Here is a 16,913-nt window from a genome sequence, read left to right as displayed (position 1 = left end):
GCGCCGTCTGTCCTGGCGATTGTCCGCGAGCGGCGCGGGTTGTCACAAGCCATCAATACGCATGTGTGACATGCGCGCGACGATATCGCCTATCACGCGCGCCGTCACATGCACGTCAATGCGCTTCCTCCCAGTTCAGGCCGGCACCCACTTCAGCGACCAGCGGCACTTTCAGCGCGGCGACACCGCACATTAGTTCCGGCAAGCGCTTACGTACGTCGGACAATTCCGCGTCCGGCACTTCGAGGATCAGTTCGTCGTGCACCTGCATGATCATGCGCGTACCGACCTTCGACTCCTCGATCCACTTCTGCACCGCGATCATCGACAGTTTGATCAGGTCAGCGGCCGTGCCCTGCATCGGCGCGTTAATGGCCGCGCGCTCTGCTGCCTGACGGCGCGGACCGTTGCCACCGTTGATCTCCGGCAGCCACAGGCGGCGGCCGAACGCCGTTTCCACGTAGCCCTTGGCCTTCGCGCTCAGACGCGTTTCGTCCATATAACGCGCAACGCCCGGATAACGCGCGAAGTAGCGGTCGATATACAACTTGGCCGCGTCGCGCGTAATGCCGAGGTTCGCGGCAAGACCGAACGCGCTCATGCCATAGATCAGGCCGAAGTTGATGACCTTCGCCACGCGCCGTTGATCGTTCGACACTTCGAGCGGCGTCACGCTGAAAATCTCCGCGGCAGTGGCGCGGTGAATGTCTTCGCCTTGCGAGAACGCACGCAGCAGGGATTCGTCGCCGGAAATGTGCGCCATGATGCGCAATTCGATCTGCGAGTAGTCGGCGGAGACGAGTTTGTGTCCCGGCGGGGCGATAAACGCCTCGCGAATGCGGCGGCCTTCGCCGGTACGCACGGGGATGTTCTGCAGATTCGGATCGTTCGACGCCAGCCGGCCCGTGACCGCCACCGCCTGCGCATAGTTCGTATGCACGCGACCGGTTTGAGCGTTGACCATGCGCGGCAGCTTGTCCGTGTAGGTCGATTTCAGCTTCGACAAACCGCGGTGTTCGAGCAGGATCTTCGGCAACGGATAGTCTTCAGCGAGCTTTTGCAGCACTTCTTCGTCGGTGGACGGCGCGCCGCTCGGGGTCTTCTTGACCACCGGCAATTCGAGCTTCTCGAAGAAGATCTGACCGATCTGCTTCGGTGAACCAAGATTGAATTCGCCACCGGCCAACACGTACGCTTCGCTTTCCAGTTGAATCAGACGCGTGGCGATTTCGCTGCTTTGCGCGCGCAGCTTTTCCGCGTCGATCAGCACGCCGGTGCGCTCCATCTTGCGCAAGACGCGCGAGGTCGGCACTTCGATGTCGCGATACACGTAGTCAAGCGTCTTCTCCGCGGCCACTTGCGGATACAAGGCCTGATGCAGACGCAAGGTAATGTCGGCGTCTTCCGCCGCGTACTCGGCGGCTTTGTCCAGCGCGACTTCGTCGAAACCGATTTGCGACGCGCCCTTACCCGCGACCTCTTCGTACTTGATCGTCTTGATGCCGAGATGGCGCAGCGCGAGGCTGTCCATGTCGTGCGTACGGTGCGATTCGAGCACGTACGATTCCAGCAGCGTGTCGTGTTCGACGCCGCGCATTTCGATGCCGTAGTTCGCCAGCACCTGTTCGTCGTACTTCATGTGCTGGCCGACCTTCTTGTGCTCGGTGCTTTCCAGCCACGGCTTGAGCTTCGCCAACACTTCGTCGCGCGGCAGTTGCACGGGTGCGTCCGGACCGCGATGCGCGAGCGGCACATAAGCGGCATAGCCGGGTTCGACCGACAACGACAGGCCCACGATTTGCGCGGTCATCGGGTCGAGCGAGGTGGTTTCGGTATCGAATGCAGTCAACTCGGCGGCGTTGATTTTCTCAAGCCACGCGTCGAGCTGCTCCCAGGTCTGCACGGTATCGTAGTGACGTTCGTGATCCACGGTGAGCGCGGGCGGTACATCGGTCTCGGGACCTTCCACGACTTCGGCGACTTCCACCTCACGCAGCCAGGTCTTGAAGCCGTTGCGCCTGAACACGTCGCGCAGTTCCTCGCGCGATTCCGGCCGGCTTTCCAGGCTCTCTTCGATCGACACGATATGGCCGGTCAGATCGCATTGGCGCTCGACGGTGACGAGTTGCTTCGCCATCGGCAGAAAATCGAGCGCACGTCGCAGATTGTCTCCTACCGCACCTTTGATCTCGTCCGCATGTGCGACGATGCCATCGAGGGTTTCGTACTGCGTCAGCCATTTGATCGCCGTTTTCGGCCCGCATTTTTCGACGCCGGGCACGTTGTCGACGGTATCGCCGATCAACGACAGGTAGTCGATGATGCGTTCCGGCGGCACGCCGAATTTGGCAATCACGCCTTCGCGGTCGAGCTTCTCATTAGTCATCGTATTGATGAGGGTGACATGATCCGACACGAGCTGCGCCAGATCCTTGTCCCCAGTCGACACGATCACATTCATGCCGCGCTTTTCCGCCGCGGTGCTGAGCGTGCCGATCACGTCGTCAGCTTCGACGCCTTCGATCATCAGGAGCGGCCAGCCGAGCGCACGCACGGCGACGTGAATCGGCTCGATCTGACGCGCGAGATCCTCCGGCATCGACGGGCGGTTCGCCTTATAGTCGGCATACCAGTCGTCGCGGAACGTTTTGCCCTTGGCGTCGAACACGCACGCGCTATACTCTGCGGTAACTTCCTTGCGCATGCGCCGCAGCATGTTGATCATCCCATAGAGCGCACCCGTCGGGCCACCCTCGGGTCCGCGCAGATCAGGCATCGCATGGTAGGCCCGGTACAGATAACTCGAACCGTCGACCAATAGCAGGGTCTTACCTTCAAGGCTTCGTTCTTCAGGCATTATGACTAAGAGAAAAGTGATTCCGAGTCTGCGATCACTCGCAGATCAAGAGCGCGCTACGGCTAAGAAGGCCCGCGCATCGTGGCAGATGTTCACGATTATGGCAGAGTTTATCGAGGCGACCGAGTACCTCTCGGAGATTCGTCCGGCTGTCAGCATCTATGGTTCAGCGCGCCTGAAACCGAACTCGCCGTATTACAAACTCGCCACGCAGATCGCACGCAAGCTGTCGGACGCCGGCTTCGCGGTCATCTCGGGCGGTGGCCCCGGCATCATGGAGGCGGCCAACAAGGGCGCCCATGCAGGCAAAGCCCCTTCGGTCGGCCTGAACATCGAACTGCCGCACGAGCAATCGGGCAATCAATGGCAGGACATCTCGCTGCGCTTCCGCCATTTCTTCACGCGCAAAGTCACGTTCGTGAAGAACTCGGATGCGGTGATCGTCATGCCGGGCGGTTTCGGCACGCTGGACGAGCTCGCCGAAGTCCTCACGCTGATTCAAACCAAGAAGTCGCGCCACGTGCCGATCATTCTGGTGGGCGGCGAGTTCTGGGAAGGCCTGCTTGCGTGGTTCAAGAACTCGCTCACGCCGATGGGCCTGATCAATCCAACGGATATGGATTTGATGCAGGTAATCGACGATCCGGACCAGGTGCTCGAAGCAGTGCTGAAGTTCTATGAAGACCGCGAAGAAGCCGAACCGCATCCGGCCAAATCGGATGAGGACCGGATGTTCTATCTGTGATGCTGGCTCTTCGCGCCTCGTGCGCGAAGTCAGCTTGCTGATGTTCAATGCGTATTTAGCAGAGCAACGCATGCGGGTTCTAGCGAGTGGCCTCCAGGTCGCTCGCTTCCGCTACGTCGGTCTGATCACCCTGCGCTTGCAGCCATTCGCAGAACTGCGCCACTAGCGGCGCCTGCGCGACCTCCCGCCTCGCCACCCACCAATAGCCGCGCGCATCGATACGCGGACCGGCCAACGGCACGACGAGCCGTCCCGATGCCAGCTCATCCGCCAGCAAAGGCAACGGGCCGAGCGCTACGCCGAGTCCATCCACCGCGGCCTGCAAGGCCAGATAGAAGTGGTCGAACGACTGCTTCTTCCGGCATGTCGCCGTGACCCCTGCCGCCGATAACCAGTTGCTCCACGCATCGGGCCGCGTGTCCGAATGCAGCAGCACGTGCTTCGCGAGATCGTCGGCCGCCTTGATTGGTGAGCGTTGCAGGAGAGTGGGACTGCACACCGGGATCTCGCTCTCGCCAAGAAAATGGCCGCTCACGCAGTTCGGCCAATGCGCCGGCCCGCGCCGCACGGCGACGTCGAAGCCGTCCAGCGTTTCGACCGGTGAGTTTGAAGTCGATAGGCGCAGCTCCACATTTGGCACCTTGCGCTGGAATTGATGAAGCCGCGGCAGCAGCCACTTCATTGCGAAAGTCGGCAGCGCATTCACCCTTAAAACGTGAACGACGCCCGTATCACGCAATTGATCCGTAGCAAGCGCGATGCTGTCGAACGCGGCCTGGACGGTGGCCAGATAGCGGCGGCCGTCGTCGGTCAGGCGCACGCGCTTGCCGCGGCGATGAAACACCTGCACGCCGAGCCATGTTTCGAAAGCCGCGACTTGCCGGCTAATTGCACCGTGCGTCACATGCAATTCGTTCGCTGCGGCGGTGAAACTTTCATGCCGTGCGGCAGCCTCGAAGGCACGCAGCGCCGGAAAAGGAGGAAGATTACGAGCCATGCTTGTGATTCTAGATCACAAAGGCGCGCTCAAAAATCGTTTTGCCCAGCGAGGGTTCGGCGCTAACCTCCAGAGCTTGAACTGGAAGCCTAGCGATATGGATCACGATCTCACCTCAATCACGGCCGACCGGGCGCCCACGCCCACATTGCGGGAAATTTTTAGCGGCTTTCTCGGCCTCGGGCTGATCTCATTCGGTGGCGCACTGCCGCTGGCGCGGCGCGCCCTGGTCGAGCAACGGCGCTGGCTGACCGGCGCGGAATTCACCGACTTGCTGGGCCTGTGCCAATTCCTGCCGGGCGGCAATGTGATCAATCTTTCGGTGGCGATCGGGATGCGCTTTCGCGGCGTGCCGGGTGCGCTGGCGGGGTTGCTCGGGTTGATCGCCGGGCCATCGCTGGTGGTGATCGGCCTTGGCGTGCTGTACGAACATACGCAAAACGACCCACACATTCGCCATCTGTTTGCCGGTCTTGCCGCCGCAGCGTCCGGTCTGCTGATCTCGATGGCCGTAAAAATCCTTCTGCCGTTGCGGGATAAACCGATGGCCGCGCTTATCGCGGCGCTCGGCTTCATCGCGATCGCCATCATGCGCCTGCCGCTTCTGCCTACGATGCTGGTGCTCACGCCACTCAGCATCTACATCGCGTCGAGGGCCGCACGATGAACGACACGCTCATTTCTCTCGCCATCATTTTCAGTCAGCTTTCGCTGCTCGCGTTCGGTGGCGGCAACACGATTCTTCCGGAGATGCAGCGACAGGTGGTGGATGTGCATCACTGGATGCCGGCCAGCGAATTCAGCGCGCTGTTCGCGCTCGCACAAGCGGCGCCAGGGCCGAACCTGATGATTGTCACGCTGGTCGGCTGGCATGTGGCGGGTTGGGCGGGGATGCTGGTGACTTCTGTGGCGAAGTTCGGACCTTCGTCGCTCGTGACGATTCTTGCGCTGCATGCGTGGGACCGGTTCAAGGACCGTCCGTGGCGGCGTTACGCGCAAGCAGGACTGGTGCCGGTGACGGCAGGCATCGTCGCGGCAAGCGCGTCCTTGATCGCCGAAGCGTCGAACCCGACGGCGATTGCATGGGCAATCTGCGCATTTACCGCCGTACTGGCGTTGAAGACGCGCATTCATCCGCTGTGGTTGCTGGCGGCGGGGAGCTTGATCGGGCTGACAGGGTTTGGGCAGTTTTAAGGCGGTAAGGCGAGGAGAGGAGCAGACGCTCGCCCTCGCCTTACCGCGCCCTATCAAGAGGCGCTTATTGAAACGCCACTTCCGCGAAGCTGCGCAACTTACGGCTATGCAAACGATGCAAGCCATTCATCCGCAGCAACTCCATCGCCTTCACACCGATCTGCAAATGCTGATCGACCTGCGCGCGATAGAACTGATCCGCCATGCCGGGCAATTTCAATTCGCCATGCAAAGGCTTGTCCGACACACATAGCAAGGTGCCGTAAGGCACGCGGAAACGGAACCCGTTGGCCGCAATCGTCGCGCTTTCCATGTCGAGCGCGACCGCGCGGCTTTGCGACAGCCGCTGCACCGGCTCACGGTGATCGCGCAACTCCCAGTTGCGGTTATCCACGCTCGCCACCGTGCCCGTACGCATCACGCGCTTCAACTCGACGCCGTCCAGTTGCGTGACCTGCGCGACCGCGCGTTCCAACGCCACCTGCACTTCGGCAAGTGCAGGAATCGGCACCCACAGCGGCAAATCGTCGTCGAGCACGTGATCTTCGCGCACATAGCCGTGCGCCAGCACATAGTCGCCCAAACGCTGCGTATTGCGCAGACCCGCGCAGTGTCCAAGCATGATCCACGCATGCGGCCGCAGCACGGCAATGTGATCCGTGATCGTCTTCGCGTTCGACGGTCCGACACCGATGTTGACCATCGTGATGCCGCTGCCGTCGGCACGCTTCAGGTGATACGCAGGCATCTGCGGCAGACGCGGCGGCGCCGTGCCTTCCTGCGCCTGCTCGCCGAGATTCTCGTTGTACGTGATCACGTCACCTGGTTCGACAAACGACGTGTATTCGCTGCGATAGGCGCGCAGTTCTTCGTCGTCGGTATGGGCCATCATCGTGCGGCCGAGTTTGACGAACTCATCGATATAGAACTGATAGTTCGTGTACAGCACGTAGTTCTGGCAATGCGTGGGCGAGGTCGCCGTGTAATGCTTCAGCCGATGCAGCGAGAAATCCACCCGCGCCGCCGTGAACAGCGCAAGCGGATGCGGCTCGCCCGGCAGCGGCTCATACGTGCCGTTGACGATGCGGTCGTCGAGCAGCGCGAGGTCCGGCGTATCGAACACGTCGCGCATCAGGAACAGGCGCTCGCGATCCAGATCGCCCTCGAGATGGATGCCTTCGGCGAAAGCAAAGTGAATCGGAATCGGCTGGTCGGAGACACCGACTTCAATCTTCACGTGATGGTTTTTCGCCAGCAGGCGCAATTGCTCGCGATAGTAGTTGCCGAACAGATCGGGCCGAGTGACCGTAGTCTCGAACACGCCCGGGCCCGCGACAAAACCGTACGAGCGGCGCGAGTCGATATGCGTGTTGACTTCGGTGCGCACTCTGACGAACGGGTAGCAGGCGCGCACCCGGCGTTCGAACAGTTCGTTGCGGCGGTAGCGCGCGAAGGCGTCGCGCAGGAACGAGGTGTTCGCTTCATAGATCGCCGACAGACGCGTGACGGCCTCGACCGCGTCGTCAAAGGATTCGGTTGGGAAGCTGTTGGCGGGAGTCTGCACCGCGCGTTGATTGGTATCGTTGTTCATCTTCATTCGCCCCTATTCATGAGATGACATTACCACGGAACCCGCGATCGCCAAATGACCTCGCCGCGCCTACCACACCTGCCGCAACAGCGGCCGCAAGATTGCGCGCACGTCGCGCGAAAGCGGCGCAAAATAAGGCGATCGCGCCCGTAGGCAAGGCTGGATTTGCTAGAATCGGGGCACCATATTGGAGAATCACCATGAAGCCGTTCCTTCCCGTCGCCGTTGCATTGGCCCTCGCCTTTGGCAACGCGGCGATGGCTGCCCAGCCTGTCGATGACACTCCGGCCCCCGGTGCGCCCCAGTCCGCCAATGAACGGGCTGGTCTGCCTGACCTGGAGAAGATCAATCGTCCGGCCGCCGAGGTCAGCTCGAAGGTCGAAATCAACGTCCCGCGCACGCCGAGCTTCTACGAACGCAGCGCTAACGGCACCGAAATCACCGAATACCGCGACAAAGGCAAGCCCGTTGAAATCAACGTGCATTCGAATCTCGGCACGCGCTATCAAATGAGCGCGCCGCTCGACACGTCGCCTACCGTGCGCGACAACGGCCGCGCAAGCACGCGTCTGCCGTCGGTGAATCTGACATATTGACGGTTGCCGGGGCAGCGGCGTGACGTAAGCCGCTCCCGGATCTGCGCGGCCCGCGGGCGTCGCCCCGGGCTTTTAGCCTGCTTGCCGATTTTCAGCACCGCCTGCAGCATGGCGATACCGCGTTGAATTGTCACAGCGCTTAGCGACCCTGACGGGTGGCCAGGATTGGCAGGCAAGATTCGCTGCCTGATTGACTTTGACTGCGTGACCTTGACCGCGCTTTCTGCAACGCATTCGCCACACCTCGTACTGGTCGCCTCGCGCCAGCCCGACTAACCTGATCCGACGTTTCCCGCATGGCTGTCTTCACCGCTGTCACCGAACCCCAACTAGCAGAATGGATGCGTCATTACGATCTCGGCGAAGTCGTCGAGTTTCGCGGCATTCCGTCCGGTATTGAGAACAGCAACTTCTTTCTGACGACGACGCGCGGTGAATACGTCCTCACGATTTTCGAAAAGCTGACGGCCGAGCAATTGCCGTTCTATCTCGATCTGATGCAGCATCTGGCCGCGCACCGCGTGCCGGTGCCGGATCCCATGCCGCGTGAAGATGGCGCGCTGTTCGGCACGCTGCACGGCAAGCCCGCCGCCATTGTGACCAAGCTCGAAGGCGCGCCGGAGTTGGCGCCGCAGGTCGAACACTGCGTCGAGGTCGGGCAAATGCTCGCGCGCATGCATCTGGCGGGGCGCGACTACGCGCGCTATCAGCCGAATCTGCGCAGCCTGCCGTGGTGGCAGGAAACCGTGCCGACCATCCTGCCGTTCCTCGAGGGGGCGCAACGAGACCTGCTGTCGTCGGAACTGGCGCATCAGGAGGCGTTCTTCGCGTCGGCGGATTACGCCAGGCTGCCCGAAGGTCCGTGCCACGCCGATCTGTTCCGCGACAACGCGCTATTCGCGCATGCCGCGCCGGAATCCGGTCACGAGGTGCGCCTGGGCGGCTTCTTCGACTTCTATTTCGCCGGCTGCGACAAGTGGCTGTTCGACGTCGCGGTAACGGTCAACGACTGGTGCGTCGACCTCGCCACCGGCAAGCTCGACGAAGCACGCACCGAAGCCATGCTGCGCGCCTACCAGACCGTGCGCCCGTTCACCGTCGAAGAAAACCGCCACTGGGGCGATATGCTGCGTGCCGGCGCTTACCGCTTCTGGGTCTCGCGCCTGTATGATTTTCATTTGCCGCGCGCGGCCGAGTTACTCAAACCGCACGACCCCGGTCATTTCGAGCGCATTCTGCGCGAACGCCTGTCCGGCGTTGCTCTTCCAGGCATTCATACCTCATGCAACTGATCGAAGTCCCCGCGAAAACCGGCTATGTCTGGTTCCGGCAGGGTATCTGGCTGTTCCGCAAGAACCCGCTCGCGTTTCTGACGCTGTTCTTCACCTATCTGCTGGTCATGACGCTGGCGGCGCAGATTCCGGTTGTCGGCGGCGTGCTGCCGCTGGTCTTCATTCCGGGTGTCGCCGTCGGTTTCATGGCGGCGTGCCGCAACACCATCGCGGGCAAGCCGGTGTTCCCGACCATTCTGGTGGACGGCTTTCACTCGTACGGCCCCGCGGTCGCCAAACGTCTGCTGGCGCTGGGCGTGCTGTACGTCGTCGCGATGGCGCTGGTGCTGGCCGGCTCGGCACTCGCCGACGGCGGCATGCTGCTGAAGGTCATGCTCGGCATGGCTACGATGGATCAGGACGCGATCGCCAACAGCAATATCCCGCTGGCAGTGATCGCCGCGTTCGCGTTCTACATTCCTGTCGCGATGATTTTCTGGTTCTCGCCGGTTCTTATCGCGTGGCACGACGTGCCGCCCGTCAAGGCGATGTTCTTCAGCATCGTCAGTTGCTGGCGCAATCGCGGCGCGTTCATCGTGTTCGGTGCATTGTGGTTCGCGGTGGCGACGACCGTCTCGTTCGGCTTGTCCGCGCTGATGCAGGCGCTGGGCGCGGGCGACTTCGCATTCGCGATCCTGATGCCCGCCACGATGATCGTCACAACCATGCTGTATTGCTCGTTCTACGCGACTTATCGCGGCTGCTTCGGCGTGCAAACGCCTGAAGCACCGGACCTGCCGACCACGCCGGCGGCTTGAGCGCCGGCTAGGCCGCTGCTCAAGCGCGGGCGCTTTTTCGGCGCCCGTGTGGTTTCAATCCGGCGCACTGCCCGCTTTCGCCTTGGCACGCTCGGCATCTCGCCTCGACTTGCGGCACAATGGTTTGCGCGCAATCGATTTGCACGCTCTTTTTTCCGCGAGATGCAACATGACCCAGCGCCCCGCTTTGCCCTTCACGCTCGACGAGCAACTCTGCTTCGCCCTCTATTCGACCTCGCTTGCGATGACGAAGGCGTACAAACCGCTGCTCGACAAGCTCGGCCTGACGTACCCGCAATATCTGACGATGCTCGTGCTATGGGAAGCCGACGACGTCACGGTGAAAGACATGGCCGCGCGCCTGAATCTCGACTCGGCGACGGTCACGCCGCTGCTCAAGCGCCTCGAGGCGCAGGGCTACCTGGAACGGGTACGCGGCGTCGAAGATGAGCGGCTCGTCTATATCCGGCTCACCAAAGCGGGCACCGCGCTGAAGCGTCAGGCACGCGAAGTGCCGGCGGAAATCTTCTGCGCGACCCAGCAGACGCCGGAATTCCTGCTCCGTCTGCGTGACGATCTGACGCGCCTGCGCACCACGCTCAACGATTACATGGACCACTAGCCGGCCTGTTTCAAATGGCACGCTATCGAGTCGATACAAAAATTAGTTTGCACACAAATGATTTGTGTACTATCTTTATCACATGCCGCTTCGATAGCACTCCGCCAGAAAGGTGGCCAAACAGCGGCAAGCATGCAAACCACCCTGACAACCCAGATTTAGGAGCAGCATAATGAACATCCTCTACAAAGCAAGCGCAACCAGCAACGGTGGCCGTGACGGCCGCGCAGTGTCGTCGGACAATGCGTTGGACGTGAAGCTGGCGGCACCGCGTGAACTGGGCGGCACGGGCGCAGCGGGTACCAACCCGGAACAACTCTTTGCAGCGGGCTATTCGGCGTGTTTCCTGAGCGCGATGAAGTTCATCGCCGGCCAGCGCAAGCAGGCTTTGCCGGCTGACACGCAAGTCACGGCAGAAGTGGGGATCGGCCCGAACGACAATGGCGGCTTCGCGCTCGACATCGATCTGCGCGTCTCGTTGCCGGGCCTCCCCGCAGATGCAGCCAAGGAACTGGTCGACGCAGCACATCAGGTCTGCCCGTACTCGAACGCCACGCGCAACAACGTCGCGGTGCGCCTGCAAGTCGCGTAAGCTCCGGCGGCTTGAACGAATTGCCAATGAATCGAATCGTTGACACGCGCGGCACGACCGCGCCGTCATGAATAACGCCCGTATCCTGCAAACCAGGCGCGGGCGTTGTGCCATTTTGCGGCGCAACAGGCATTCGCGGACGCGGCACGCAATGTGCGACATCGTGCGACATCGATCCGACCGATCGCCTGCCGTCACGCTGTTTCACCCGTAGCTTTGTGAGTAAAAGCACAGTTCAGTAATATCGTCGCCTGGCAGTTGATCATCGCGCCGTTCCATGCTTCGCCACGCGGCCCTTTACCCGACCCACGTTTCCAATGACACGCCTCCGGCGCCTGAACGACACTTTCGATACCGGTCTGGTCTGGTTTCGCCGCGACCTGCGCAGCACGGACAACGCCGCGCTCTACTACGCGCTCAAGCATTGCGCGCGCGTCTGGTGCGCGTTCGTATTCGACACGACGATCCTGCAACCGCTGAGCGACGCCTGGCAAACTCGCCATCCGGACACGCAGCCACAGGACCGCCGCGTCGAGTTCATTCTTGCTGCATTGGGCGAGTTGGACGAGGCGTTGCGCGCCAAAGGTGGCGGGCTCATCGTGCTGTACGGCGATCCGGTCGATCTCGTGCCCAGGCTCGCTGATGAACTCAATGTGGATGCAATATTCACGAATCACGATTACGAGCCGGTCGCGATCGAGCGTGACGCGACGGTGCACGAACGGCTTGTCGAGGTCGGACGCCAATGGCTGACGTTTAAGGACCAGGTGATTTTCGAGCGCGATGAGGTGCTGACAGGCCAGAACAAACCGTTCACGGTGTTCACGCCTTATAAGAACGCATGGCTCAAGCAGCTAACGGCCTTCGATCTGAAACCGTATCCGGTCGAGACCTACGCAAAGCATCTGACAGCACTGCCTCCCAAGCTGGACCGTCAGTTGCCGACGCTCGATCAACTCGGCTTCGCACCGAGCAATCTTGCGGAGCTCAACTTGCCCACCGGCATGAGCGGCGCGCAACGCCTGCTTGACGACTTCATGACCCGCATCGACAGCTATCGGGACCGGCGCGACTTTCCCGCAGTCAAAGGCCCGAGCTACCTGTCGATGCATCTGCGCTTCGGTATCGTCTCGATCCGCACGCTCGCGCGGATCGCGCACGAGATGTCACTGCAGCCGGACGGGCAAGGTTCGGCCACGTGGCTGACGGAGCTGATCTGGCGGGATTTTTACTTCATGATCCTCTCGCATCATCCAAAGCTGGCGGATGGTGCGTCGTTCAAGGAAGAGTACGACCGGCTGCGCTGGGAGCAAGGCCCGGAAGCGGACGAGGCGTTCGCCGCATGGTGCGACGGCCGCACGGGCTATCCACTGGTCGACGCCGCGATGCTGCAACTGAACCGCACGGGCTACATGCACAACCGCCTGCGGATGGTGACGGCGAGTTTTCTGGTGAAGGATCTGGGCGTCGACTGGCGACGCGGCGAGCGGTACTTCGCCGAACAACTGAACGACTTCGATTTCTCGGCGAATAACGGCGGCTGGCAATGGGCGGCATCGACGGGATGCGACGCGCAGCCGTATTTCCGGATCTTCAACCCGATCACGCAATCCGAAAAGTTCGACACCGAAGGGCGCTTTATCAAACGCTACCTGCCCCAACTTGCGAAACTGCCGGCCAAATGGATTCACGCGCCGTGGCTGGCGGGTGCGGATCGGCTCGCGGAATTTGGCGTGATTTTGGGCAAAGATTATCCCGCGCCGATCGTCGACCATGCCGACGCTCGGCAGCGTACGCTTGCCCGTTTCGGCAAGTAAGCGCCCGCTCACATTGATTTGATCAGAAACGTCTGGCGAAGACTGAAGGACGCGCCGTTTGCCGTCGTTGTTCGTGTTTTAGTGCTGATCGTCGCACTGACGCTTGCACTCTGGCGACGGGACCACTGGGCTGGCGAACTACTCGAGCCCTATGTAGCCTGGGTGGCATTTACCGCGGTGTTGGATCACGCGCTGTGGCAATTGAATCCGGCTGTTTAAGCGTGTTTGAGCCCTTCCAATAGCTCATAACAGCTTGGGCGCCTTACCCCAAACATCGGCGTTCTTCATTACGCGCCGATGCTTCAAACTCGCGCAGCTTAGTGCTGGGCCATCCACGCCGGATGACGGGTAGCCGCCTCACGGTCGAGCTTGCGCATACGGAATTCCAGATCGTAAAGATCGGTTGCCTCTGCGAGGAAGGCGTCAGCGCGTTCTTTCGCGAGTTGATCGGGCGATTTGGTCAGGAACAGAAACAGGCGGCTAAGCAGGTACATGGTCAACCTCGACAATGAGTTTAGGCGTTAACGCCTAAGGGATAACCCGTATTATAGGGAAAACCCTAGGATTACGCCAATACTCATTTCGAAGTGTTGTTCCAACGTCACCGTGCGCCTGCCGAAGCTTCTGTGGCGGTGCTTTCAGCGATACGGCCGGTGCCCGTGCGGCGTTGGTGCCTGAAAAATTCCCACACCATGGCGCTTGCGTCCGGACCTTTGGCGGAATGGAAAGGTACGGCGTCATCGCCGCCACTCCATGCGTGCGCGAGCCCCTGGACACGGCACAGCCGCACCACGCGCCGGCCGCCGCGCAGGTAGTCGCGCATCACTACGCCACCTTTGCGCTCTTCCTTCACTTCGCCGGATTTGCGCGCGCCTTTCTCGTCGACGATCCGGTTCAGACGGAGAAACTGCACCGCCAACTGGTCCGCATTGACGGGCGCGACCACATGGTCGGTGTCGCCGTGGAGGATGATGGCCGGCATCCCGGGGTATTCAGCCACGTTAACGAGTTCGTCGACCAGCTCGGCCGGCTCGCGACGCGCGCCGCGCCGCATCACGTCCATCGCCGCAATGCCGGAGCGAGCCTCGCCGAAAGCGGGGCCGGAATGCAGCGCGACCGCCGCGAATCGCTCCGGGTAGTTAGCGGCCAGAAGCGCCGTCAGGCCGGCCCCGGCAGAGATTCCGGCGACATAGACGCGCTCGCTGTCGAAGCCGTGCTGGGCAACCAATGAATCCACCAGCGAGACGACCGCACGCGCCTCAGCACCACCGGCGCTGTCGCTGGCGTCGTACCAATGCCAGCAGCGATGCGAATGCACATGCTTCGACTGTTCCGGATAAACCACGGCAAAGCCGAACCGGTCGGCGAGCACGTTCATCCGCGTGCCTTCGGCGAATTCGTCAATCGACTGGGTGCAGCCGTGCAGCATCACCACCAGCGGCATCGCCTCGTGCGCATGGCCGGTCGGGATGTACAGCCCGTACTGAAGGTGGTTGACGAGCCGCCCAGGCGCGGTAGGCGCCGAATGGAACGAGCGCGTCCATGAACCGCTCGCCCATGCAGAGGCGCGCGGACGAACCCGCGATTCCCGTGGAGCGGCACGCGGCGCGTCGCGTTTCGCGGATGCGCGCAGCGCGGCCGCCGGCTTGACAGGACGGACCTTGGCCGAAGGTTTGGTGGTAGCGGCGCGTGCCGGCCGCGTGGGGGCGCGCTTGGTGGTTGCGTGAGTGTGCTCGGTTTGAATGGCGAGCAGCCGCTTGAGACCACGTAGCCAGATTTTCGACAGACTTTTTGCCATCGGCGGGTAACCTCGCAAAAAGGGACAGGTGTCGTTCGATCGAACGACGCTTTGTTGTGCAATGCACAATAACACCAATCCTCATGCGATGCTGACGGCCTTAGCCTCTGCCGGATACCGAATTTTCCGCCCGGCGAACCTTGCAGCAGCAGCAACGTCAAATCATGGCAAAGCTTGTTCGCTAGCCAACGCCCCGCTACAAAAAGCCTGACGCGTGGCGAATCCCGCCCGCAGCACCCGTCTATACTGGCGGGTAAATAATGTCGGTGACGCCTTCGCCGCGTCGGCGATTCGCGCCGTTCGCGCGTTAAACCATTACCAACCCGATTCTACGCGGCCTTGGTCGCGCCTTTGCCATGCCCGATTTACCTGCCCATCTGTGGTACTCGATCACCAGCCTCGGCGGCGCCGGCATGACGCTGCCGCTCGCGTTCGCCATCGCACTTTGGCTGGCGATCGGCTACACGTGGCGCATGGCGGCTGGCTGGTTGCTGCTGCTTGGCGCGGCCATCGGCGTTGTGACCGTGACCAAACTTGCCTTCCTCGGCTGGGGCGTCGGCGTGCGCGAACTGGATTTCACTGGCGTCAGCGGTCACGCCATGCTGTCGACCGCCGTCTATCCGGTCGCGCTGTTCCTGATGTTGCTGCCGGCGCGCCCGGCGATTCGTCTGCTCGGCGTCTTGTTGGGCCTGGCTGCGGGTATTGCGGTCGGCTTGTCGCGCGTCGTACTGAGCGCTCACTCACCGTCTGAAGCCGTAACCGGCTGCCTGGTCGGCGCGCTGGCGGCGCTCTTCTTCGTGCGAATGGCGTGGCATGCCGAGCCGGGCCGGTTGTCGGCGGCGCCCGTCGCCGCAAGTCTGATGATCCTCGCGCTGCTGATGCACGGTGTTCATGTGCCGACGCAACGCTGGGTCACGCATATCGCGCTGAAGGTGTCCGGTCACGACCGGCCGTTCATTCGCGCCAAGTGGCGGGCCGTGCGTGACGTACGCCCCGCTATGGCACCCCTGTCGCAGACGCTCAACACGCTTACGCCGCCGCACTCGCCGGACGTCTGAAGCGCGTTCAATCGATTTCCTGTTTGGCAACTGAAGCCCACCCCTGCCGGCCCACGCGCCGCGTTATGCGCGCAACTGAATAATCAGCATGGGTACCGCTATAACCTTTCATATATTACGATAGCGTTTTAACCCCCCAGTTCCGGCCCACGCCGGACATCCAGCCTTCATGACACTGTCCCGCCGCCTTGTGAAACATGCGCTGTTCATCGCCAGCGCCATCTCCGTTGCAGTCAGCGCCAACGCACGTGCCGACGAACTGGTGGTTTCCGCCGCCGCCAGCCTGACCAACGCGTTCAAAGCGGTGAGCGAGGTCTTCGAACAGCAGCATCCCGGCACCAAGGTCCTGCTGAACTTCGGCGCCTCCGACGTGCTGATGCAGCAAATCGTCAAGGGTGCGCCCGCTGACGTGTTCGCCTCCGCCGATCAGAAAGCAATGGACAAGGCCGCGGCGGAAAAAGTGATCGTTCCGGCTACGCGCAAGGACTTTGCCGCCAATTCGCTGGTGCTGATCGTGCCGACCGACAGCCATTTCGCGCCGGCCTCGCTGAACGATCTGACGTCGGCGAATGTGAAGCGTGTGGCCTACGGTGATCCGGCTTCGGTGCCGGTTGGCCGCTATACACAGGGCGCGCTGCAAGCCGCGGGCGTGTGGGACGCGGTCAGCGCAAAGGCTGTGCTGGCATCGAACGTACGCCAGAGCCTGGACTATGTGTCGCGCGGTGAAGTCGACGCCGGCTTCGTGTTCAGCACCGATGCCGCAGTCATGCCGGACAAGGTCAAGGTCGCGATGAACGTGCCGACACAAACGCCGATCACCTATCCAATCGCGCAGGTCGAAGGCAGCCGTCACGCGGCCGACGCGCAAGCCTTCATGAACTTTGTGCTCTCGCCGGCCGGCCAGGCCGTGCTCGCGAAGTACGGCTTCAAGCCCGCGCATTAACCTGGGTACCGCAC

Annotated in this window: 17 protein-coding genes; 12 read left to right on the top strand and 5 right to left on the bottom strand. The window is 61.8% G+C overall.

Features of this window, described 5'->3' with window-relative positions:
• Positions 1 to 115: 115 nt before the first annotated feature.
• On the bottom strand, positions 116 to 2,857 hold the full coding sequence (gene polA, locus P3T25_RS12785) for a DNA polymerase I (protein WP_429358188.1): 2,742 nt from the start codon (positions 2,855 to 2,857) through the stop codon (positions 116 to 118).
• Between the two features lies 1 nt (position 2,858).
• Between polA and P3T25_RS12780 the strand changes: the two genes are divergently transcribed.
• Positions 2,859 to 3,602 carry a TIGR00730 family Rossman fold protein gene (locus P3T25_RS12780; protein WP_054034825.1) on the top strand — a complete coding sequence of 248 codons (744 nt, stop codon included), beginning with the start codon at positions 2,859 to 2,861 and terminating at the stop codon, positions 3,600 to 3,602.
• Positions 3,603 to 3,681: 79 nt separating this feature from the next.
• Here P3T25_RS12780 and P3T25_RS12775 read toward each other — a convergent pair whose 3' ends face one another.
• Positions 3,682 to 4,599: a transcriptional regulator GcvA gene (locus tag P3T25_RS12775; RefSeq protein WP_429358187.1), complete on the bottom strand. Its 918-nt coding sequence runs from the start codon at positions 4,597 to 4,599 to the stop codon at positions 3,682 to 3,684.
• A gap of 97 nt (positions 4,600 to 4,696) precedes the next feature.
• Here P3T25_RS12775 and P3T25_RS12770 point away from each other — a divergent pair, with 97 nt between their 5' ends.
• Together P3T25_RS12770 and P3T25_RS12765 are read left to right on the top strand one after the other, a co-directional pair.
• Positions 4,697 to 5,266 (top strand): chromate transporter, encoded by a 570-nt coding sequence (locus P3T25_RS12770; protein ID WP_154557911.1) that lies wholly within the window; start codon positions 4,697 to 4,699, stop codon positions 5,264 to 5,266.
• Positions 5,263 to 5,793 carry a chromate transporter gene (locus P3T25_RS12765; protein WP_154557912.1) on the top strand — a complete coding sequence of 177 codons (531 nt, stop codon included), beginning with the start codon at positions 5,263 to 5,265 and terminating at the stop codon, positions 5,791 to 5,793. Before P3T25_RS12770 ends, P3T25_RS12765 begins: the two co-directional genes overlap by 4 nt.
• Positions 5,794 to 5,857: 64 nt before the next feature.
• Here the strand turns inward: P3T25_RS12765 and P3T25_RS12760 are convergent, their stop codons facing one another.
• Positions 5,858 to 7,384 carry an AMP nucleosidase gene (locus P3T25_RS12760; protein WP_154557913.1) on the bottom strand — a complete coding sequence of 509 codons (1,527 nt, stop codon included), beginning with the start codon at positions 7,382 to 7,384 and terminating at the stop codon, positions 5,858 to 5,860.
• A gap of 200 nt (positions 7,385 to 7,584) precedes the next feature.
• Here P3T25_RS12760 and P3T25_RS12755 point away from each other — a divergent pair, with 200 nt between their 5' ends.
• The 7 genes from P3T25_RS12755 (at position 7,585) to P3T25_RS12725 (ending at position 13,319) form a co-directional block, all read left to right on the top strand.
• Positions 7,585 to 7,980, top strand: coding sequence for a hypothetical protein (locus P3T25_RS12755; protein WP_154557914.1), 396 nt, complete (start codon positions 7,585 to 7,587; stop codon positions 7,978 to 7,980).
• Between the two features lie 296 nt (positions 7,981 to 8,276).
• On the top strand, positions 8,277 to 9,272 hold the full coding sequence (locus P3T25_RS12750; protein ID WP_154557915.1) for a homoserine kinase: 996 nt from the start codon (positions 8,277 to 8,279) through the stop codon (positions 9,270 to 9,272).
• Entirely contained in the window at positions 9,263 to 10,069 is an 807-nt protein-coding gene (locus tag P3T25_RS12745; protein ID WP_093634984.1) for a BPSS1780 family membrane protein, read from the top strand. The genes P3T25_RS12750 and P3T25_RS12745 overlap by 10 nt, the downstream gene beginning before the upstream one ends.
• A gap of 169 nt (positions 10,070 to 10,238) precedes the next feature.
• Positions 10,239 to 10,691 (top strand): MarR family winged helix-turn-helix transcriptional regulator, encoded by a 453-nt coding sequence (locus P3T25_RS12740; RefSeq protein ID WP_054034820.1) that lies wholly within the window; start codon positions 10,239 to 10,241, stop codon positions 10,689 to 10,691.
• 172 nt (positions 10,692 to 10,863) lie between these two features.
• Positions 10,864 to 11,283, top strand: coding sequence for an organic hydroperoxide resistance protein (locus P3T25_RS12735; RefSeq protein ID WP_154557916.1), 420 nt, complete (start codon positions 10,864 to 10,866; stop codon positions 11,281 to 11,283).
• Between the two features lie 317 nt (positions 11,284 to 11,600).
• Positions 11,601 to 13,100, top strand: a complete 1,500-nt coding sequence (locus P3T25_RS12730) for a cryptochrome/photolyase family protein (protein ID WP_154557917.1) — start codon at positions 11,601 to 11,603, stop codon at positions 13,098 to 13,100.
• An 18-nt stretch (positions 13,101 to 13,118) separates the two neighbouring features.
• Positions 13,119 to 13,319, top strand: a complete 201-nt coding sequence (locus P3T25_RS12725; RefSeq protein ID WP_154557918.1) for a tryptophan-rich sensory protein — start codon at positions 13,119 to 13,121, stop codon at positions 13,317 to 13,319.
• Positions 13,320 to 13,417: 98 nt separating this feature from the next.
• Here the strand turns inward: P3T25_RS12725 and P3T25_RS12720 are convergent, their stop codons facing one another.
• Together P3T25_RS12720 and P3T25_RS12715 are read right to left on the bottom strand one after the other, a co-directional pair.
• A complete protein-coding gene (locus P3T25_RS12720) occupies positions 13,418 to 13,594 on the bottom strand; it encodes a DUF3563 family protein (protein WP_093634980.1) in 177 nt (58 codons plus the stop codon).
• Positions 13,595 to 13,701: 107 nt separating this feature from the next.
• Complete coding sequence (locus P3T25_RS12715) at positions 13,702 to 14,898, bottom strand: extracellular catalytic domain type 1 short-chain-length polyhydroxyalkanoate depolymerase (RefSeq protein WP_154557919.1); 1,197 nt, start codon at positions 14,896 to 14,898, stop codon at positions 13,702 to 13,704.
• Positions 14,899 to 15,254: 356 nt separating this feature from the next.
• On the opposite strand from P3T25_RS12715, the gene P3T25_RS12710 reads away from it, so the two are divergent.
• Both P3T25_RS12710 and modA read left to right on the top strand, forming a co-directional pair.
• Positions 15,255 to 15,956, top strand: coding sequence for a phosphatase PAP2 family protein (locus P3T25_RS12710; protein WP_154557920.1), 702 nt, complete (start codon positions 15,255 to 15,257; stop codon positions 15,954 to 15,956).
• A 169-nt stretch (positions 15,957 to 16,125) separates the two neighbouring features.
• Positions 16,126 to 16,899 carry a molybdate ABC transporter substrate-binding protein gene (modA, locus tag P3T25_RS12705; RefSeq protein WP_154557921.1) on the top strand — a complete coding sequence of 258 codons (774 nt, stop codon included), beginning with the start codon at positions 16,126 to 16,128 and terminating at the stop codon, positions 16,897 to 16,899.
• The last annotated feature ends 14 nt before the right edge of the window (positions 16,900 to 16,913 follow it).

The organism is Paraburkholderia sp. GAS32, assembly GCF_050434225.1.
Classification (GTDB): Bacteria; Pseudomonadota; Gammaproteobacteria; order Burkholderiales; family Burkholderiaceae; genus Paraburkholderia; species Paraburkholderia madseniana.
This window is presented reverse-complemented; position numbering and strand designations above follow the sequence as displayed.